Origin of the sequence: Mycobacterium sp. (assembly GCF_052144515.1) — a bacterium.
In the GTDB taxonomy this organism is placed as follows: domain Bacteria; phylum Actinomycetota; class Actinomycetes; order Mycobacteriales; family Mycobacteriaceae; genus Mycobacterium.
In genome coordinates this window covers 102211-120016 of sequence record NZ_JBKQQD010000147.1, presented here as the reverse complement: position 1 = coordinate 120016, position 17806 = coordinate 102211, and the positions used below count along the sequence as shown (strand labels likewise).

Below are 17806 nucleotides of genomic sequence, written 5' to 3'. Positions count from 1 at the left end.
GCAAGCGCGGCTCGCGTCGTGTCGGTTTGCCGGACTGCTCAGTCGCGCGCATCGTCGCCCCGCTGGTGCTGAATTGCGGGCCTTCTCCTCACGCAGCTTCGCGGCGCGCATCGTCGCCCCGCTGGTGCTGAGTTGCGGGCCTTCTCCTCACGCCGCTTCGCGGCGCGCATCGTCGCCCCGCTAGTGCTGAGTTGCGGGCCTTCTCCTCACGCCGCTTCGCGGCGCGCATCGTCGCCCCGCTAGGTTTGTATCCTGTGCGATTGGGCGTGCTCGATGTGGGTAGCAACACGGTCCATCTGCTGGTGGTAGATGCCCACCGCGGTGGGCATCCGACGCCGATGAGTTCGACGAAGGCCACCCTGCGGCTGGCCGAAGCCACCGACAGTTCGGGCAAGATCACCAAGCGCGGCGCCGAGAAGCTCATTTCCACGATCGACGAGTTCGCCAAGATCGCGATCAGCTCCGGTTGTGAGCAGTTGATGGCCTTCGCCACGTCCGCGGTCCGCGACGCCGAGAATTCCGACGACGTGCTGGCCCGGGTGCGCAAAGAGGCCGGCGTCGAGTTGCAGGTGCTGCGTGGGGTCGACGAGTCGCGGCTGACCTTCCTGGCGGTGCGCCGCTGGTATGGGTGGAGCGCGGGACGGATCATCAACCTCGACATCGGCGGTGGCTCGCTGGAGGTGTCCAGCGGAGTCGATGAGGAGCCCGAGGTCGCGATGTCGCTGCCGTTGGGCGCCGGACGGTTGACCCGCGAGTGGCTGCCCGACGATCCGCCCGGCCGGCGCCGGGTCGCGATGCTGCGCGATTGGTTGGATGCCGAGTTGGCCGATGCCAGCGTGACCGTGCTGGATGCCGGCGCCCCCGACCTCGCGGTGGCCTCGTCGAAGACGTTTCGCTCGCTGGCGCGCCTCACCGGCGCTGCGCCGTCGGCCGCCGGACCGCGGGCGAAAAGGACACTTACGGCAAACGGCCTCAGACAACTCATATCTTTCATCTCTAGGATGACGACCGCTGACCGCGCAGAACTGGAAGGAGTTAGCGCCGAGCGGGCACCGCAGATCGTGGCGGGCGCGCTGGTGGCAGAGGCGAGCATGCGAGCGCTGTCAATAGAAACCGTGGACATCTGCCCGTGGGCATTACGGGAAGGTCTCATCTTGCGGAAACTTGACAGTGAAGCCGATGGAACTGCCTTGGTGGAGACTTCGGTGCGCGATGCTAGAGCCCAGGAAGTAGATCGGAACGCGGCTAACCGATCGAAAGGCGACAAATCATGACCGGACCACACCCCGAGACGGAGAGCCCCGAGACCCGGCCGATCTCGGTCGCCGAATTACTGGCCAGGAACGGGACGATCGGCGCGCCGGCGGTCACCCGGCGCCGACGCCGTCGGCGCGGTGACAGCGACGCCGTTTCGGTTGCCGAGCTCACGGGTGAAATTCCGGTCATCCGGGGCGTGGACCATGACGACGACCAGGACGGGATCGAGCCGCCCCCGCCGGCCCCTGCGGCTGTGGACGAGCAACCTGCCAACGCGGGTGCGGAGCACGTCGCCTACTGGTCCGAACCCGAGCCGCGCTGGCCCAAGTCCCCGCCGCAGGCTCAACGCGCGTCGGGGCCGCAGCTCAGTGCCTACCCGCGGCCGTTGGGCCACACCGGTAGCGAGGCCGAGCACGCGGATGGTCGAAACGGGTCCGCGGAGCTGGAGTCCGACGCCGAGGGCATGAGTCCCGATCCGGCCGACGACTACGCGGACATCCCGGTCGACGTCATGGACTCCGACGTGCGCGAGGCGGAAGTCGCGACCGAGGATTCCGCATACGTGCGCTCCTACCTGCAGGCTTCGGATTCGACGCTGTTCGGGGGACAGACACTCGCCGACGAGTTGGCCCGGCGGCGCGGCGACGAAGCGGCGGGCACGACTGGGCCCTCACAGCCGGCGAAGCGGCCAGAGCCGGAAGAAGCCGGCGAGCAGGGTCAGCCGTCGCCGAGCAGGTTCGAAGCGCTGTGGCGGGGCAGCCTGGTGGTGCTGCAGTCGATCCTGGCCGTCGTGTTCGGCGCGGGCCTGTTCGTGGCCTTCGACCAGCTGTGGCGCTGGAACAGCATCGTGGCCCTGGTCCTCTCGGTGCTGGTCATCCTGGGCCTGGTGGTCGGGGTGCGGGTCGTCCGTAAAACCGAGGACATCGCCAGCACGTTGATCGCGGTCGCGGTGGGGGCGCTGATCACCTTGGGACCGCTGGCGCTGTCGTTGCAATCGGGCTAGGTGGGCACCACACAGACAGTGCGCCCAGCAATCAAAGTCGGCTTGTCGACGGCCTCGGTGTACCCGTTGCGGGCCGAGGCCGCATTCGAGTACGCGACCAGGCTGGGCTACGACGGGGTCGAGCTGATGGTGTGGGGCGAGACGGTCAGCCAGGACATCGATGCCGTCGAGAAGCTGTCGGAGCGTTATCACGTACCGGTGCTGTCGGTGCACGCGCCCTGCCTGCTGATCTCGCAGCGGGTGTGGGGCTCCAACCCGATTCCCAAGCTCGAGCGCAGCGTGAAGGCCGCCGAACAACTGGGCGCGCAGACGGTCGTCGTGCATCCGCCGTTCCGGTGGCAGCGGCGCTACGCAGACGGATTCAGTGAACAGGTGGTGGCCCTCGAAGCGTCCAGCGAGGTGATGGTCGCCGTCGAGAACATGTTCCCGTTCCGGGCGGACCGATTCTTCGGGGCCGACCAGTCACGAGAACGCATGCGCAGGCGTGGCGGTGGCCCCGGGCCTGCGATTTCGGCGTTCGCGCCGTCCTACGACCCGCTCGACGGCAACCACGCGCACTACACGCTGGACCTGTCGCACACCGCGACCGCGGGCACCGACGCGCTGGAGATGGCGCGGCGGATGGGCCCGGGGCTGGTGCACCTGCACCTGTGTGACGGCAGCGGCCTGCCCGCCGACGAGCACATGGTGCCGGGCCGCGGTACGGAGCCCACCGCAGAGGTGTGCCAGATGCTGGCCGGCGGCCATTTCGCCGGCCACGTCATCCTGGAGGTGTCCACGTCAAGCGCGCGTTCGGCCAATGAGCGTGAAGCCATGCTGACCGAATCGTTGCAGTTCGCCCGCGCGCACTTGCTGCGCTGACATCAGGAGACCATGACCGCCCTATTCACCGAAGCGATGACGCTGCGCGAGGTCGGCCCCGGCGTGTACCCACGCACTTTTCAAGGCGAGCTGAACAAGCACTGGACCATCGGGCCCAAGGTGCACGGCGGCGCGATGCTGGCGTTGTGTGCCAACGCCGCGCGCACCGCGTGCGGCGGCGGGCCATCGGACGGGCTTGGGCCGGTCCTGGAGCCTGTCTCAGTGTCGGCAAGCTTCCTGTGGGCGCCCGACCCGGGGCCGATGCTGCTGACGACGTTGATCCGCAAGCGTGGCCGCCGGATCAGCGTGGTCGATGTCGAGCTGACCCAGGGCGACCGCGCCGCGGTGCATGCCGTCGTCAACCTCGGCGAGCCCGAGCACGGGACCGTGCCGCTGCTGTCGGCCAACCCGGTTCTGGATTTGATGCCACCCGAACCACCCGGGGACGTCGCGCCGATCGAGCCTGGCCACCCGCTGGCCGGCCTGGTGCACCTCGGCGAAGGCTGCGACATCCGGACGGTGCTGTCGACACTGGCGCCCAGCGCTGAGGGGCGCCCGCCGGTGATTCAGATGTGGGCACGCCCCCGCGGCGTCGCCCCGGACGCGCTGTTCGCGCTCATGTGCGGGGATGTGTCGGCTCCGGTGACCTTCGCGGTGGAACGCACCGGCTGGGCGCCCACCATCCAGCTGACCGCGTTCCTTCGGGCATTGCCCGCCGATGGTTGGCTGCGAGTGATCTGTAGCTGCGTCGAGATCGGGCAGGACTGGTTCGACGAGGACCACCTCGTCGTCGACCAGACGGGCCGCATTGTGGCGCAGTCGCGCCAACTGGCGATGGTGCCCCCCGCCCGGTAGCACGGAAGAGCCGAGCCGTCTGCGATGCTTTCCGACATGGCAAGGATCGCGATCATCGGTGGTGGCAGCATCGGCGAGGCATTGCTGTCTGGCCTGCTGCGGGCAGGGCGGCAGACCAAAGACCTGGTGGTGGCCGAGCGGATCGGAGACCGCGCCAAGTACCTGGCGGACACCTATTCGGTGTTGGTGACGTCGTCGGTGACCGAAGCGGTGGACAACGCGACGTTCATCGTGGTCGCGGTGAAGCCCGCCGACGTCGAGTCCGTGCTGGCGAAGCTGGCCGAAGCGGCTGCCAACGCTGATAACGACAGCGCTGAGCAGGTGTTCGTGACCGTGGCCGCCGGCATCACGATCACCTACTTCGAATCCAGGCTGCCGGTCGGCACCCCGGTGATCCGGGCGATGCCGAACGCGGCGGCGCTGGTGGGCGCGGGGGTGACGGCGCTGGCCAAGGGCCGTTTCGTCACGCCACCACAGCTCGAGGAGGTCTCGGCCCTGTTCGACGCGGTCGGCGGCGTGCTCACCGTTCCCGAGTCGCAAATGGACGCCGTGACCGCACTGTCCGGTTCGGGCCCGGCGTATTTCTTTCTGCTGGTCGAGGCCCTGGTCGACGCCGGCGTCGCGGCGGGTCTGAGCCGTCCGGTGGCCGCCGATCTGACCGCCCAGACAATGGCCGGATCAGCGGCGATGCTGCTGGAACGGATGAACCAGGACCGGCCATCGGCCGACGGTGGGGCGCTGGGGATGCAGGTGGACGCAACGGCCGCGCAACTGCGGGCCACGGTCACCTCACCCGGCGGAACCACCGCCGCTGCGCTGCGAGAACTCGAACGCGGGGGCTTGCGGGCGGCCGTGGACGCCGCCGTCCAGGCCGCCAAAAGCCGCTCTGAGCAGCTAAGAATTACATCCGAATAATTTTAAGATTTCGAATTGATTAGCCCCCACCAGTACCAGTAACCCCACTAGTCCCGCTATTCTCCTGTGTGTATGCACACGTGGGTGCCAGCGGAGGGGAAGCCGGTGGCGTTGCGCGTGCCTGACACGATTGGGTTGCGATGACGTCTACGAACGGGCCATCGGCGCGAGATTCCGCTGGTAAGCCGCGGGACACCGGTTCCCTCGATGGCCAGCAGGCCAGGACACAATTTCTGACCGTCGCCGAGGTGGCCGCGCTGATGCGGGTCTCCAAGATGACGGTGTACCGGCTGGTGCACAACGGTGAACTGCCCGCGGTTCGGGTTGGTCGCTCCTTCCGAGTGCATGCCAAGGCCGTCCACGACATGCTGGAGACGTCGTACTTCGACGCGGGCTGAGGTCACACCGGGCCGCCTGCCGGCGGCGCTGGGCTTGGTGGGTACGCAGTGGTCTCGCGGTTGGTCACGAGACGCCGGTTTGGTGTTGCGTGCGTCCCGCCGGGTAAGGTGTCCGGGTCCAATCTTTGAAGCAGGCCGGCGGCCAGATAGCAGCCAGATAGCGGAGTCATGGGTTCAGTCATCAAGAAGCGGCGCAAGCGCATGTCGAAGAAGAAGCACCGCAAGCTGCTGCGTCGCACCCGGGTGCAGCGCCGAAAACTTGGCAAGTAGGTCCTTGTAAGTCTTGGGCCGAAGTCACCCGTCGGTAACGCCGCTGTAGCTCCTCGCCCGCTAGGCTGATCGGGTGGATACGTCGAGCGGCCCTGACGCCGGCCCCGGTGGGACCGTGCATTACCCCAAAGTTGTGCTGGTCACCGGCGCCTGCCGGTTTCTGGGCGGCTACCTGACTGCTCGGCTCGCGCAAAACCCGCTCATCAACGGGGTCATCGCGGTCGACGCGGTCGCGCCGAGCAAGGACATGCTGCGCCGGATGGGCCGGGCTGAGTTCGTCCGCGCTGATATTCGCAATCCGTTTATCGCCAAGGTGATTCGAAATGGCGACGTCGACACGGTGGTGCATGCGGCCGCGGCGTCCTACGCGCCGCGCTCCGGCGGCACTGCGGCGTTGAAGGAAATCAACGTGATGGGCGCGATGCAACTTTTCGCCGCCTGTCAGAAGGCGCCGTCGGTGCGTCGTGTCGTGCTCAAGTCGACGTCCGAAGTGTACGGGTCCAGCGCGCACGATCCGGTGATGTTCACCGAGGACAGCAGCAGCCGTCGGCCGTTTCGCGATGGTTTCGCCAAGGACAGCCTGGATATCGAGGGTTACGCGCGCGGATTGGGCCGGCGCCGGCCCGACATCGCGGTGACGATTTTGCGGCTGGCCAACATGATTGGCCCCGCGATGGACACCACGTTGTCGCGGTATCTGGCCGGCCCGCTGGTCCCGACGATGTTCGGCCGCGATGCGCGACTGCAGTTGCTGCACGAGCAGGATGCGCTGGGCGCACTCGAGCGCGCGGCGATGGCCGGCAAGGCCGGCACCTTCAACATCGGCGCCGAGGGCACCATCATGCTGTCGCAGGCGATTCGCCGCGCCGGCCGAATCCCATTGCCAGTACCCGGTTTTGGCGTGTTCGCGCTCGACTCGCTGAGAAGGGCTAACCGTTACACCGAGATCACCCGCGATCAATTCAATTACTTGAGTTATGGCCGGGTGATGGACACCAGCCGGATGCGCTCAGAACTTGGCTACCACCCCAAATGGACGACGGCCGAGGCCTTCGATGACTACGTCCGCGGCCGCGGCTTGACTCCCATAATCGACCCACATCGGGTACGCTCCCTGGAGGGTCGCGCTATAGCGATTGCCCAGCGCTGGGGTAGCCGAAATCCAATTCCATGGGGTGGGGTCAGGTAAATATCGTGGCGGGTGAAACCAGAGCGAATGTCATTCCACTGCACACGAATCGGGGTCGGGTAGCGGCGCGTCGAAGAGCGGGTCAACGGGCAGAAGATTCCGGTCAGCATCCCTCCTTACTCTCTGATCCAAGCGGCCGCGCGCCGGCCGAACAGATCGCCGCCGTCGTCCGCGAGATCGACGAGCATCGGCGCGCCGCGGGCGCGCCGTCCCCGACCGAGGCGCCACTCAACGAACTCGCCGAGCGCGTCGCCGCGGTGTCCGGATTCCTTCGGAAGCGGCTGACCGGCGACTACAGCGTCGACGAGTTCGGGTTCGATCCGCACTTCAACAACGCGATCGTTCGACCATTGCTGAGGTTCTTCTTCAGGTCATGGTTCCGCGTCGAAGTCAGCGGCATCGAGAACCTGCCGAGTGATGGCGCCGCGCTTTTGGTGGCCAACCACGCCGGGGTCCTGCCGTTCGACGGGCTGATGTTGTCGGTGGCGGTTCACGACAATCATCCGTCCGAGCGCGACCTACGGCTGCTGGCCGCCGACATGGTGTTCGACCTGCCCGTGATCGGCGAGGCCGCCCGCAAGGCCGGGCACACCATGGCCTGCACGACGGACGCTCAGCGGCTGCTCGCCTCCGGCGAGCTGACCGCCGTCTTCCCCGAGGGCTATAAGGGCCTGGGCAAGCGCTTCGAGGACCGCTACCGGCTACAGCGATTCGGCCGCGGCGGCTTCGTCACCGCGGCACTGCGCACCAAGGCGCCGATCATTCCGTGCTCGATCATCGGCTCCGAAGAGATCTATCCGATGCTGGCCGACGTCAAGTTGCTGGCGCGGCTGTTCGGCCTGCCCTACTTCCCGATCACGCCGCTGTTCCCGTTGGCCGGGCCCGCGGGTCTGGTGCCGCTGCCGTCGAAGTGGCGCATCGCGTTCGGTGAGCCGATCTACACCGCCGACTACGCCGCCAGCGACGCCGAGGACCCGATGGTGACGTTCGAGTTGACCGATCAGGTGCGTGAGACCATCCAGCAGACGCTGTACCGTCTGCTGGCTGGTCGTCGCAACATCTTCTTCGGCTGAGTTCCCTACTTGACCAGGGTGAACTGGCAGACGTTCGTGTAGCCGTCGCGGAACAGATCCGAGCAACCACGCAGGTAGTGCAGGTAGATGTCGTAGGTCTCCTGCCCCTTCAGGGCAATCGCCTCTTCTTTGTGCGCCTCGAGCGCATCCCCCCAGGCCGTCAACGTCGGAACGTAGTTCTTCCCGATGAAGTGGCGACGCTCGATCTTGAATCCGGCGTCCGTGGAGTACCTGTCGACCTGTTCGACCTGGGGCAACCTACCGCCCGGGTAGATCTCCTTTAAGATGAAGCTGATAAACCGCAGCAGGCTCATCGTCGTCCTCAAGCCGAGTTCCTTACCCTCCTCGGCGGCGGGCACCACGATGGTGTGCAGCAGCATCCTGCCGTCGTCGGGCAGCAAGCTGTAGAACTTCTTGAAGAAGACGCCGTAACGCTCGTACCCGGCATCGCCCGCTCCGTCGGCAAAGTGCTCGAACGCGCCGAGGGACACGATGCGGTCCACGGGCTCATCGAATTGCTCCCAGCCCTGGATCCGCACCTCTTTGCGACGGGGGCTGTCCATCTCGGCGAACTTCTGGATGTCGTGAGCATACTGATTCTCGCTCAGCGTCAAGCCGATCACGTCGACGTCGTACTCCTGCACCGCGTGCCGCATTGTCGAGCCCCAGCCGCAGCCGATGTCGAGCAGCGTCATGCCGGGCTCGAGGTTCAGCTTGTCCAGGGCGAGCTTGCGCTTGGCGTACTGGGCCTCTTCCAGCGTCATGTTCGGACGCTCTTCGAAATAGCCGCAGCTGTAGGTCATCGACGGATCAAGCCACAGCTTGAAGAATTCATTCGACTTGTCGTAGTGAGATCGGACTGCCTCGACTGGCGGCTTCAGCTGGGTGCCACCCGTTTCACCCTGTGACGTCATTGGATTTGCCCCTAATTTCCCGCAGATATGGATGCTATCGCTGCGACGGTTTCTTCAGCGCCAGCGTCTTGATATGCGGCCTCCCCCAGCATCGTGACGACACTGGTGACGACCGGTTTCCCCTCGGCGTCTGTGACTTCGCTGCGAATCTCGGCGAGCACGGTGCCGTGGGATTCGATCACCGAGTCTAGGTAGGTGTCGAAGTACAGCTTATCGTGGGCGACGATCGGGCGGTGAAACCGAAATTTCTGATCGCGATGGACGACCCGGGCGATGTTGATCGGGATCTGGAACTTGGTAAAGATCTCCAGCTGCACACGGCGTCCCGCAACGGCCAGAAAGGTCAGGGGAGCGAGCAGCGCGTCGTAACCGGCGTCCGCGGCGTCGGTCTCGCTGTAATGCGTCGGGTGGTCGTCCTTCACCGCGAGTGCGAACTCGCGGATCTTTTCGCGTCCGACCTGGAAGTAGTCCGACGCACGGTAATGGCTGCCGATGACTGTTTCGGCTCCTTGGATGACTGTCATGACGCTTGCTCTCCGCTCGAATAGACGCTAGCGGCGCAGCTTATCAGCGCGATTGGCGTCTGGACGCCAACGCGGCCAGCGCACCGCCCGCCGCGCCGAGCGCCAGCGCCGACGGCACCCCGATTCGGGCGGCCTTGCGCGCGGTTCGAAAATCGCGGATCTCCCACCCGCGTTCGCGGGCCAGGCTGCGCAGCCGGGCGTCGGGGTTGATGGCGACCGCGGTGCCCACCAGCGACAACATCGGCACGTCATTGAAGCTGTCGGAATAGGCGGTGCAGCGTTTCAGATTGAGACCCTCGCGGATAGCCAGCGACCGCACGGCGTGGGCTTTGCCCGGGCCGTGCAGAATCTCGCCGACCAGCCTGCCAGTGAACACACCGTCGACCGATTCGGCGACGGTGCCCAGCGCACCGGTCAGCCCGAGGCGGCGCGCGATGGTGGCCGCGAGCTCGTAGGGCGTGGCGGTGATCAGCCAGACTTGCTGGCCGGCATCGAGGTGCATCTGCGTGAGCTCGCGGGTGCCGTTCCAGATCTTGTCGGCGATGATCTCGTCGTAGATCTCCTCGCCGAGGGCTACCAGCTGCTCGACCGATCGGCCTTCGATGAACGTGAGGGCCTTGCGCCGCCCGGCGGCGACGTCTTCACTGTTTTCCTTGCCGAGCAACTGAAACTTGGCCTGCGCGTAGATGAATCCGAGCACGTCGCGATAGGTGAAGTAATTTCGAGCCGCCAGCCCGCGGCCGAAATGCACCGCCGACGAACCCTGCACCAGCGTGTTGTCCACGTCGAAGAACGCGGCGGCGGTCAGGTCGATGGGCGGCTGCGGACGATCATCCGAAGCGGCCGCAGGGGCCTCAGTGGCCTGCGCGGCCTTCAGGTCATCAAGCGCACGGCTGGCGCTGGCGTTGTCGGCCGGCGTGTCCACGTCAACGTGACCGGTGCGGTCTGCGTCGCCGGGTTCAGCGGAAGCCATCGACAAACCTCCTCAATCGCCGTGCCCGCCCGGTGGCCGGTACCAACACTATCCGGCACGCGTGTGAAGGAGGTTTGCGTGGCTGGTCTGGATTTGCGGTGGCCGGCCCGAAGGTGCCGAACGTGAGGCCGGCGTCACGTTCGGCAGGTCACGACCACATAGCTACGTTCGCCGTCACGGCGCCCGTGTAGTTGCGATGCGCCGTCGCACCCGCGGCCCGCAACCGGGCCAGTGCCGCGCGCATCATCGCCTCGCCGCGAGCCCAGCGCTGGTGCGCCTCGGCGTGGGCCGCAGCGCCTTCCCCCGTCCACGTCGCGTGCAAATCGGTTACCAGAGAATCGATTTCGCCGAGCATGCTCTCGGTGTGGCGGCCAAACTCCGCCATCCGGCGCACCGCGTTAGCCAATGTGTCCGGATCCACCCGAAACGCCTCAGCCATTCCGCACACCCCGCAGCGCTCGGGCAGAGGCGGCCTCGTTCTGCTGATAGCCCACACCGGCTTCGCCGACCGACTTCGCCAGGTGCGACAACCCCAGCTGTACCTCGGCGGCCCCGCGATGCCACAGCTCCCATGCAGAGGCGTAGGCGCCGCCTGACGCGCCCCGCCAGCCGCCCAGCATCTCGCCGACCTGACCGTCCAGCTCGGCCAGCCGATCCTGCAGGTCCTTGGCGCCGCAATCCAACGCCGCCGCGAAGCGCTGCATCGCCTCGGGATTCACCTTAAAGGTGTTGTCGGCGCCCATGGCGGCAACCTAACGCCCACCGGGGCTGGCCACAACTCACCCTGAGTCACGCTGAGGACCCGGTCGACAGGTGCCACACTGGTGGGCATGACCCAGACCCCGCAGGTGGAGCTGCTGACTCGCGACGGGTGCGCCATCTGCGTGCGGGTACACGCCCGGCTCGCTGAACTGGCCGGTGAACTGGGCTTCGACCTGTCAACGACGGACGTCGACGCCGCGGCGTTGGCGGGCAACCCTGGGCTGCGGGCCGAGTTCGGCGACCGTCTGCCGGTGATCCTGCTGGACGGCCGCGAACACAGTTACTGGGAGATCGACGAGGCCCGGCTGCGCGCGGATCTGGCGGCCCGTTAACCGCCCTTGCTAACCGCCCTTGCCGGTGCACCATTATTTGGTAGCCCAGCTCATCAACGATTACCGTAGACATCAGTTCAGTTACGGCTTGGAAAGCAAAGGAGCTGGCCAGGTGATGCTGCCGTGAGCATCCTGCTCTTCGGGGTTTCGCACCGCAGTGCGCCGGTCTCCGTCCTGGAACAACTCAGCCTCGACGAATCCGACCAGACCAAGATTGTCGACCGAGTGCTGCAGTCGTCGCTGGTGACCGAGGCCATGGTGCTGTCGACGTGTAACCGCGTCGAGGTCTACGCCGTGGTGGACGCGTTCCACGCCGGCCTGGCGGTGATCGGGCAGGTGCTGTCGGAGCACTCCGGGATGTCGATGGGCGACCTGACCAAATACGCCTACGTCCGCTACAGCGAGGCCGCCGTCGAGCACCTGTTCGCGGTTGCCAGCGGTCTGGATTCAGCGGTCATCGGCGAGCAACAGGTGCTTGGTCAGGTGCGCCGCGCGTATGCCACCGCAGAGGCCAACCGCACCGTCGGCCGGCTGCTCCACGAGCTGGCCCAGCGGGCGCTGTCGGTGGGCAAGCGGGTGCATTCCGAAACGGCGATCGACGCGGTCGGCGCCTCGGTGGTGTCGGTCGCGCTGGGCATGGCCGAACGCAGGCTGGGCGGGCTGCCGGGGAAAACCGCACTGGTGATCGGCGCAGGGGCCATGGGCGCGCTCGCGGCGGCGCAGCTCACGCGCGCGGGCATCGGGCACATCCACGTGCTCAACCGGTCATTGTCCCGGGCGCAACGGTTGGTCCGCAAAATCCGCGAATCGGGTGTCGAGGCCGAAGCGTTGACCTTCGACGGCCTGGCCGACGCATTGGCGGATGCCGACGTCGTGGTCAGCTGCACCGGGGCGGTGACCCCGGTGGTTTCGCTGGCCGACGTGTATCACGCGCTGGCGGCCGCGCACCGCGACGAAGCAACCCAGCCGCTGGTGATATGCGACCTCGGCATGCCGCGCGACGTCGATCCGGCGGTGGCCGGACTGCCCGGCATCTGGGTCGTCGACGTGGACCGCGTCCAACACGAGCCCGCGGCCCACGCCGCCGCCACCGACGTCGACGCCGCCCGGAGCATCGTCGCGAACGAAGTCGCCGGCTATCTGGTGGGGCAGCGGATGGCCGAGGTCACCCCCACGGTGACGGCGTTGCGCCAGCGAGCCGCCGATGTGGTCGAAGCAGAACTGCTCCGCCTGGACAACCGGCTGCCGGGGCTTCAAAGCGCCGAGCGTGAAGAGGTGGCCCGCACCGTGCGCCGGGTGGTGGACAAATTGCTGCACGCGCCCACAGTGCGGATCAAGCAGCTCGCCAGCGCGCCCGGCGGCGATAGCTACGCCGAGGCGCTGCGCGAGCTTTTCGAACTCGACCAGACCGCCATTGACTCCGTGGCCGCCGTTGCTGCGGGTGAATTGCCTGTGGTGCGAGGCGATTTCGACGCCGGAACCCCGACACCTTCCGCCGAGTAGCCGATTGGCTCACGTGATCCGGATTGGCACTCGGGGCAGTGCGTTGGCCACCACCCAGGCCGCTGCCGTCAGGGACGCTCTCATCGCCAACGGCCATCCCGCGGAGTTGGTGACCATCAGCACCGCGGGCGACCGATCCTCGGCGCCCATCGAAAGTCTGGGGGTGGGCGTCTTCACCACCGCGTTGCGTGAGGCCATCGAAGACGGCCGGGTTGACGCGGCTGTGCACTCGCACAAGGATTTGCCGACGGCCCACGACCCAAGGTTCACCATCGCCGCGATACCGCCGCGCAATGACCCCCGCGACGCGGTGGTAGCGCGCGACGGGCTGGTGCTTGCGGAGTTGCCGACGGGATCGGTGGTGGGCACCTCGTCCCCGCGACGGGCCGCACAGCTTAGAGCATTGGGTCTCGGTTTGGAAATCCGCCCCCTACGAGGCAACCTAGATACCAGGTTGAACAGGGTAAGCAGTGGTGATCTTGACGCCGTCGTCGTGGCCCGGGCCGGTCTGGCCCGACTGGGCCGCCTCGACGACGTCACCGAGACGTTAGAGCCGGTGCAGATGTTGCCAGCACCGGCTCAAGGAGCGCTCGCGGTCGAGTGCCGCGCCAGTGACAGCCGGTTAGCGGCGGTGCTGGCGGAGTTGGACGACGCCGACACGCGCGCGGCGGTCACCGCGGAGCGAGCCCTGCTCGCCGAACTGGAGGCCGGTTGCTCCGCACCGGTGGGCGCGATCGCGGAAGTGGTCGAGTCCATCGATGAGGAAGGCCGCGTCTTCGAAGAGCTCTCGCTGCGCGGCTGCGTGGCGGCGCTGGACGGATCGGACGTGATCCGCGCATCCGGCGTCGGCGCCTCCGGTCGGGCACGCGAGCTTGGGCTCTCGGTCGCTGCGGAGCTGTTCGAGCTGGGCGCCCGGGAGCTGATGAGGGGAGCGCGGCAAGACCCCGCGCCTGGAAGTACTGGAAATGATTGGGAGCGACAATGACTCGCCAACCAACCGTTCGAGGGCGTAAGCCGAGACCGGGCCGCATCACCTTCGTCGGCTCCGGCCCGGGCGACCCGGGACTGCTGACCACGCGGGCTGCCGCGGTGCTGGCGAACGCGGCCCTGGTGTTCACCGACCCCGACGTGCCCGAGCCGGTGCTGGCGCTGATCGGTAAGGACCTGCCGCCCGTCTCCGGGCCGGTGCCGGCCGAACCGGCCGCCGGGAATGCGGACGCGGGCAGCGGCAGCCCCGAGGAGAGCGCGCCGGCGGTTGTGCCCGGAGGCCCCGACATCCGCCCGGCGCTGGGCGATCCGGCCGAGGTCGCCAAGACGCTGACCGCCGAGGCCAAGGCGGGCGCCGACGTGGTGCGGCTGGTGGCGGGTGACCCGCTGACGGTGGATGCCGTCATCACCGAGGTGAATGCCGTTGCGCGCACCCACTTGCACATCGAGATCGTGCCCGGCCTGGCGGCCACCAGCGCCGTCCCGACCTATGCGGGACTGCCCCTGGGTTCGTCGCACACCGTGGCCGACGTGCGCGGCGACGTGGACTGGGACGCGCTGGCCGCGGCTCCCGGGCCGCTGATCCTGCAAGCCACCGCATCGCATCTGGCCGACGCGGCGCGCACCTTGATCGAGCACGAGCTGGCCGAGACGACTCCGTGCGTGGTGACCGCGCAAGGCACCACCTGTCAGCAGCGCTCCGTCGAAACCACACTGCAGGGATTGACCGACCCGGGCGTCCTGAACGGCACCTTGCAGGATCAGGGGGCCAAGCCGTCCCACTCAACCGGCGGGGACCCGCTGGGCGGGCCGCTGGTGGTGACCATCGGCAAGACGGTGGCCAGCCGGGCGAAGCTGAATTGGTGGGAGAGCCGCGCACTCTACGGCTGGACCGTGCTGGTGCCGCGCACCAAGGACCAGGCCGGCGAGATGAGCGAGCGGCTCACGTCCTACGGCGCCCTGCCGGTCGAGGTGCCCACCATCGCCGTCGAACCGCCGCGCAGCCCCGCGCAAATGGAGCGCGCCGTCAAGGGCCTGGTCGACGGTCGTTTCCAGTGGGTGGTGTTCACCTCCACCAACGCGGTGGGTGCGGTGTGGGAGAAGTTCGGCGAGTTCGGTCTGGACGCCCGCGCATTCTCCGGGGTCAAGATCGCCTGCGTCTGCGAGTCGACGGCCGACCGGGTCCGCGCATTCGGCAGCAGCCCCGAGCTGGTGCCGGCCGGCGAACAGTCCTCGCTGGGTCTGCTGGACGACTTTCCGCCCTACGACAGCATTTTCGACCCGGTGAACCGGGTCTTGCTGCCGCGCGCCGATATCGCCACCGAGACCCTGGCCGAGGGACTGCGCGAGCGTGGCTGGGAGATTGAGGACGTCACCGCCTACCGGACCGTGCGGGCCGCACCGCCGCCGGCGGCCACCCGCGAAATGATCAAGACGGGCGGCTTCGACGCGGTGTGCTTCACCTCCAGCTCCACGGTGCGCAACCTGGTCGGCATCGCCGGCAAGCCCCACACGCGGACCATCATCGCCTGCATCGGCCCCAAAACCGCCGAGACCGCAGCCGAATTCGGGCTGCGGGTGGATGTGCAGCCCGACACCGCCGCGGTCGGACCGCTGGTCGACGCCCTGGCCGAACATGCCGCGCGCCTGCGCGCCGAGGGCGCGCTGCCACCGCCGCGCAAGAAAAGCCGCAGGCGCTAGTGAGCTATCCGCGGCAGCGCCCGCGCCGGCTCCGCTCAACCCCCGCGCTCCGTCGCTTGGTTGCGCAAACCTCTTTGGAGCCAAGGCATTTGGTGCTGCCGATGTTCGTCGCCGACGGCATCGACGAACCGCGGCCCATCGCCTCGATGCCGGGGGTGGTGCAGCACACCCGGGGCTCGCTGCGTAGTGCCGCCGCCGATGCGGTCGCCGCCGGGGTGGGTGGGGTGATGCTCTTCGGGGTTCCGCGCGAAGGGGACAAGGACGCGACCGGTTCGGCCGGCACCGACCCCGATGGCATCCTCAACGTCGCCCTGCGCGACCTGGCCAAGGACCTCGGTGGCGCAACCGTGTTGATGGCCGACACCTGCCTGGACGAGTTCACCGACCACGGACACTGTGGCGTCCTCGACGACCGGGGCCGGGTAGACAACGACGCAACGTTGTCCCGATACGTGAAACTGGCCGTGGCACAAGCGGAATCGGGGGCCCACGTGGTCGGGCCCAGCGGGATGATGGACGGCCAGGTGGGCGCCATCCGCGACGGCCTGGACGCCGCCGGCTATACCGACGTGGTGATCCTGGCCTACGCCGCGAAGTTCGTCTCGGCGTTCTACGGCCCCTTCCGCGAGGCGGTGAGCTCCAGCCTGTCCGGCGACCGGCGCACCTACCAGCAGGAGCCGGGCAACGCCCGCGAGGCGCTTCGCGAGATCGAACTGGATCTTGGTGAGGGCGCCGACATCGTGATGGTCAAACCCGCATTGGGCTACCTGGACGTGGTGTCTGCGGCGGCCTCCGTTTCGCCGGTGCCGGTGGCCGCGTACCAGGTCTCGGGGGAGTACGCGATGATTTGTGCCGCGGCGGCGAACAATTGGATCGACGAGCGGACCGCGGCGCTGGAATCGCTGACCAGCATCCGGCGTGCCGGAGCCGACATCGTCCTCACCTACTGGGCCGCTGCCGCGGCGGGGTGGCTTTCGTGAACGGCGCAGGAGGTGGGTGACAATCACGAAATGGGGTTGCACATGACGCCGGCGTCGCCGGCGGGGGATAGCGCAACCAAGCCGTTGTTCTACGAACCCGGCGCCAGCTGGTATTGGCTGCTGGCGGGCCCGGCGGCGGCGGTGTCGATGATCCTGATCGAAATGTCCAGCCACGCCGGCGTGGGGCTGACGATTCCGGTGATCTTTCTGGTGATGGTGTCGCTGTTCTTGGGAATCCAGGTCAAGGCCGCGCGGATCCACACCTCGGTCAAGCTGACTGAAGACGCGCTGCGGCAAGGCACCGAGACGATCCTGGTTCGCGAAATCGTCAAGGTCTACCCGGAGGCCGAGAATTCCGTCAAGTCCGGGCTACCGCTGGCGCGCTGGCAGACGGCGCGGGCGCTCGGCGAACTCAACGGGGTTCCGCGTGGTCGGGTCGGCATCGGCTTGAGGCTCACCGGCGGCCGCACCGCGCAGGCCTGGGCGCGCCGCCACCGCCACCTCCGCGACGCGCTGACCCCGCTCGTCCAGGAGCGTGTGGGCCCGGCGCCGGATCTCGCCGACGACGAGCATGACGACGACGACGGGTTGCCCCGGTGATCGGCCGGTACCGGGCTCTGCTCGAACTCGGCCTGGCGTTGGCCGCGCTGGCGGGCGCCGGGGTCACCTGGTCGCACGCGCGTCACACGGTAGGCGTCGCGCCCATCGCGGACGGGCAGCCGTCCACCACGTCATTGGTGTATGACCCTCAGCAGCTTTTGCTCACCATGTTGCTGGCCACGCTGGCGGGGATATTGCTCGTGGTCGGGACGGCCCGGCTCAGGCGTTCTCGGGCAGGGCGGTTCAGGCCGTCTTCCTGATCAGCGGCAGCACCAGCTGACGGCGGCTGACGATGGCGTCGGCCAGGTTGCGCAGGGCCGCGTGTACCGAGCCCGCAATCGGAAACATGGGTACGGTCCCGTTGTCCAGCAGCTCGCTGACCACCGGGCTCGCGACCAATGTCCACTCCACCCCGGCGGCGCGGCAGTCTTCGTCGAGCCCGTGCAACAGCGAGATGCCAGCCGGAGCAAAGTGGGTCACGTCGCTCATGTCCAGCACCAGGTTGGTTTGCTCGAGGATGAAACGCCTGATGTACTCCCCGATTCGGTCGACGTTGAGGCCGTCGATTTCGCCTCGGACGGTCACCACCGTCGCGAGGTGACGGCAGTGCGCCCGGACCCGAGCGCCGCCGTAGTCGAAGGTGCTGGCGTCCGAAACCGGCTCAGCGATCGCGAGAGTCATAAGCGGTCCCTTCCCCAAGCTTCGTTCC

The 17806-nt window shown here is 67.5% G+C and carries 22 protein-coding genes; 16 read left to right on the top strand and 6 right to left on the bottom strand.

What is annotated here, in order from left to right; genetic code table 11:
• Window positions 1-254 precede the first annotated feature (254 nt).
• The 9 genes from ACLP9N_RS09240 to ACLP9N_RS09200 all read left to right on the top strand — a co-directional run bounded on the left by ACLP9N_RS09240 (window position 255) and on the right by ACLP9N_RS09200 (window position 7821).
• Window positions 255-1274, top strand: a complete 1020-nt coding sequence (locus tag ACLP9N_RS09240) for a Ppx/GppA phosphatase family protein (protein WP_442407109.1) — start codon at window positions 255-257, stop codon at window positions 1272-1274.
• Window positions 1271-2260: a hypothetical protein gene (locus ACLP9N_RS09235; protein ID WP_442407108.1), complete on the top strand. Its 990-nt coding sequence runs from the start codon at window positions 1271-1273 to the stop codon at window positions 2258-2260. Before ACLP9N_RS09240 ends, ACLP9N_RS09235 begins: the two co-directional genes overlap by 4 nt.
• Before the next feature lie 18 nt (window positions 2261-2278).
• Complete coding sequence (locus tag ACLP9N_RS09230; RefSeq protein WP_442407107.1) at window positions 2279-3121, top strand: sugar phosphate isomerase/epimerase family protein; 843 nt, start codon at window positions 2279-2281, stop codon at window positions 3119-3121.
• Window positions 3122-3133: 12 nt separating this feature from the next.
• Window positions 3134-3976, top strand: coding sequence for a thioesterase family protein (locus ACLP9N_RS09225; RefSeq protein WP_442407106.1), 843 nt, complete (start codon window positions 3134-3136; stop codon window positions 3974-3976).
• A 36-nt stretch (window positions 3977-4012) separates the two neighbouring features.
• The gene (gene proC, locus ACLP9N_RS09220; protein WP_442407105.1) at window positions 4013-4891 is read left to right on the top strand and encodes a pyrroline-5-carboxylate reductase; all 879 of its coding nucleotides are present in this window, start codon (window positions 4013-4015) and stop codon (window positions 4889-4891) included.
• Between the two features lie 140 nt (window positions 4892-5031).
• Window positions 5032-5289 (top strand): cell division/environmental response transcriptional regulator, encoded by a 258-nt coding sequence (locus tag ACLP9N_RS09215; protein ID WP_442407104.1) that lies wholly within the window; start codon window positions 5032-5034, stop codon window positions 5287-5289.
• A gap of 168 nt (window positions 5290-5457) precedes the next feature.
• The gene (locus ACLP9N_RS09210; RefSeq protein WP_003402602.1) at window positions 5458-5559 is read left to right on the top strand and encodes a 30S ribosomal protein bS22; all 102 of its coding nucleotides are present in this window, start codon (window positions 5458-5460) and stop codon (window positions 5557-5559) included.
• 73 nt (window positions 5560-5632) lie between these two features.
• Entirely contained in the window at window positions 5633-6748 is a 1116-nt protein-coding gene (locus tag ACLP9N_RS09205; RefSeq protein ID WP_442407103.1) for an SDR family oxidoreductase, read from the top strand.
• Window positions 6730-7821 carry a lysophospholipid acyltransferase family protein gene (locus ACLP9N_RS09200; RefSeq protein WP_442407102.1) on the top strand — a complete coding sequence of 364 codons (1092 nt, stop codon included), beginning with the start codon at window positions 6730-6732 and terminating at the stop codon, window positions 7819-7821. The genes ACLP9N_RS09205 and ACLP9N_RS09200 overlap by 19 nt, the downstream gene beginning before the upstream one ends.
• A gap of 5 nt (window positions 7822-7826) precedes the next feature.
• Here ACLP9N_RS09200 and cmaA2 read toward each other — a convergent pair whose 3' ends face one another.
• The 5 genes from cmaA2 to ACLP9N_RS09175 all read right to left on the bottom strand — a co-directional run bounded on the left by cmaA2 (window position 7827) and on the right by ACLP9N_RS09175 (window position 10975).
• Window positions 7827-8735: a cyclopropane mycolic acid synthase CmaA2 gene (gene cmaA2 / locus ACLP9N_RS09195; protein WP_442407101.1), complete on the bottom strand. Its 909-nt coding sequence runs from the start codon at window positions 8733-8735 to the stop codon at window positions 7827-7829.
• Between the two features lie 11 nt (window positions 8736-8746).
• Window positions 8747-9259 carry an FAS1-like dehydratase domain-containing protein gene (locus tag ACLP9N_RS09190; protein ID WP_442407100.1) on the bottom strand — a complete coding sequence of 171 codons (513 nt, stop codon included), beginning with the start codon at window positions 9257-9259 and terminating at the stop codon, window positions 8747-8749.
• A gap of 43 nt (window positions 9260-9302) precedes the next feature.
• Complete coding sequence (locus ACLP9N_RS09185; protein ID WP_442407099.1) at window positions 9303-10232, bottom strand: HAD family hydrolase; 930 nt, start codon at window positions 10230-10232, stop codon at window positions 9303-9305.
• Window positions 10233-10380: 148 nt separating this feature from the next.
• Window positions 10381-10671, bottom strand: coding sequence for a WXG100 family type VII secretion target (locus tag ACLP9N_RS09180; RefSeq protein WP_442407098.1), 291 nt, complete (start codon window positions 10669-10671; stop codon window positions 10381-10383).
• Window positions 10664-10975: a WXG100 family type VII secretion target gene (locus ACLP9N_RS09175; protein WP_442407097.1), complete on the bottom strand. Its 312-nt coding sequence runs from the start codon at window positions 10973-10975 to the stop codon at window positions 10664-10666. Before ACLP9N_RS09175 ends, ACLP9N_RS09180 begins: the two co-directional genes overlap by 8 nt.
• Window positions 10976-11062: 87 nt before the next feature.
• Between ACLP9N_RS09175 and ACLP9N_RS09170 the strand changes: the two genes are divergently transcribed.
• From ACLP9N_RS09170 to ACLP9N_RS09140, 7 genes are all read left to right on the top strand, one after another.
• Entirely contained in the window at window positions 11063-11326 is a 264-nt protein-coding gene (locus ACLP9N_RS09170) for a glutaredoxin family protein (RefSeq protein ID WP_442407096.1), read from the top strand.
• 123 nt (window positions 11327-11449) lie between these two features.
• Window positions 11450-12829, top strand: coding sequence for a glutamyl-tRNA reductase (locus tag ACLP9N_RS09165; protein WP_442407095.1), 1380 nt, complete (start codon window positions 11450-11452; stop codon window positions 12827-12829).
• A gap of 13 nt (window positions 12830-12842) precedes the next feature.
• On the top strand, window positions 12843-13814 hold the full coding sequence (hemC, locus tag ACLP9N_RS09160; RefSeq protein WP_442407094.1) for a hydroxymethylbilane synthase: 972 nt from the start codon (window positions 12843-12845) through the stop codon (window positions 13812-13814).
• On the top strand, window positions 13811-15517 hold the full coding sequence (locus ACLP9N_RS09155) for a uroporphyrinogen-III synthase (protein WP_442407093.1): 1707 nt from the start codon (window positions 13811-13813) through the stop codon (window positions 15515-15517). The genes hemC and ACLP9N_RS09155 overlap by 4 nt, the downstream gene beginning before the upstream one ends.
• Complete coding sequence (hemB, locus tag ACLP9N_RS09150; RefSeq protein WP_442407092.1) at window positions 15517-16497, top strand: porphobilinogen synthase; 981 nt, start codon at window positions 15517-15519, stop codon at window positions 16495-16497. The genes ACLP9N_RS09155 and hemB overlap by 1 nt, the downstream gene beginning before the upstream one ends.
• 42 nt (window positions 16498-16539) lie before the next feature.
• The gene (locus tag ACLP9N_RS09145) at window positions 16540-17097 is read left to right on the top strand and encodes a DUF3093 domain-containing protein (protein ID WP_442407121.1); all 558 of its coding nucleotides are present in this window, start codon (window positions 16540-16542) and stop codon (window positions 17095-17097) included.
• Entirely contained in the window at window positions 17094-17357 is a 264-nt protein-coding gene (locus ACLP9N_RS09140) for a hypothetical protein (RefSeq protein ID WP_442407091.1), read from the top strand. Before ACLP9N_RS09145 ends, ACLP9N_RS09140 begins: the two co-directional genes overlap by 4 nt.
• Here ACLP9N_RS09140 and ACLP9N_RS09135 read toward each other — a convergent pair.
• Window positions 17341-17778: an STAS domain-containing protein gene (locus ACLP9N_RS09135; RefSeq protein ID WP_442407090.1), complete on the bottom strand. Its 438-nt coding sequence runs from the start codon at window positions 17776-17778 to the stop codon at window positions 17341-17343. The genes ACLP9N_RS09140 and ACLP9N_RS09135 overlap by 17 nt on opposite strands.
• Between the last annotated feature and the right edge of the window lie 28 nt (window positions 17779-17806).

Excerpts from the sequence above, each read along its gene's own strand:
- ACLP9N_RS09225 (WP_442407106.1), top strand. The coding sequence starts at position 3,134 with ATGACCGCCCTATTCACCGAAGCGATGACGCTGCGCGAGGTCGGCCCC.
- ACLP9N_RS09185 (WP_442407099.1), bottom strand. The coding sequence starts at position 10,232 with ATGGCTTCCGCTGAACCCGGCGACGCAGACCGCACCGGTCACGTTGAC.
- ACLP9N_RS09155 (WP_442407093.1), top strand. The coding sequence starts at position 13,811 with ATGACTCGCCAACCAACCGTTCGAGGGCGTAAGCCGAGACCGGGCCGC.
- ACLP9N_RS09190 (WP_442407100.1), bottom strand. The coding sequence starts at position 9,259 with ATGACAGTCATCCAAGGAGCCGAAACAGTCATCGGCAGCCATTACCGT.
- cmaA2 (WP_442407101.1), bottom strand. The coding sequence starts at position 8,735 with ATGACGTCACAGGGTGAAACGGGTGGCACCCAGCTGAAGCCGCCAGTC.
- ACLP9N_RS09175 (WP_442407097.1), bottom strand. The coding sequence starts at position 10,975 with ATGGGCGCCGACAACACCTTTAAGGTGAATCCCGAGGCGATGCAGCGC.
- ACLP9N_RS09135 (WP_442407090.1), bottom strand. The coding sequence starts at position 17,778 with ATGACTCTCGCGATCGCTGAGCCGGTTTCGGACGCCAGCACCTTCGAC.
- ACLP9N_RS09215 (WP_442407104.1), top strand. The coding sequence starts at position 5,032 with ATGACGTCTACGAACGGGCCATCGGCGCGAGATTCCGCTGGTAAGCCG.
- proC (WP_442407105.1), top strand. The coding sequence starts at position 4,013 with ATGGCAAGGATCGCGATCATCGGTGGTGGCAGCATCGGCGAGGCATTG.
- ACLP9N_RS09210 (WP_003402602.1), top strand. The coding sequence starts at position 5,458 with ATGGGTTCAGTCATCAAGAAGCGGCGCAAGCGCATGTCGAAGAAGAAG.
- ACLP9N_RS09170 (WP_442407096.1), top strand. The coding sequence starts at position 11,063 with ATGACCCAGACCCCGCAGGTGGAGCTGCTGACTCGCGACGGGTGCGCC.
- ACLP9N_RS09235 (WP_442407108.1), top strand. The coding sequence starts at position 1,271 with ATGACCGGACCACACCCCGAGACGGAGAGCCCCGAGACCCGGCCGATC.
- ACLP9N_RS09180 (WP_442407098.1), bottom strand. The coding sequence starts at position 10,671 with ATGGCTGAGGCGTTTCGGGTGGATCCGGACACATTGGCTAACGCGGTG.
- ACLP9N_RS09200 (WP_442407102.1), top strand. The coding sequence starts at position 6,730 with ATGGGGTGGGGTCAGGTAAATATCGTGGCGGGTGAAACCAGAGCGAAT.
- ACLP9N_RS09145 (WP_442407121.1), top strand. The coding sequence starts at position 16,540 with ATGACGCCGGCGTCGCCGGCGGGGGATAGCGCAACCAAGCCGTTGTTC.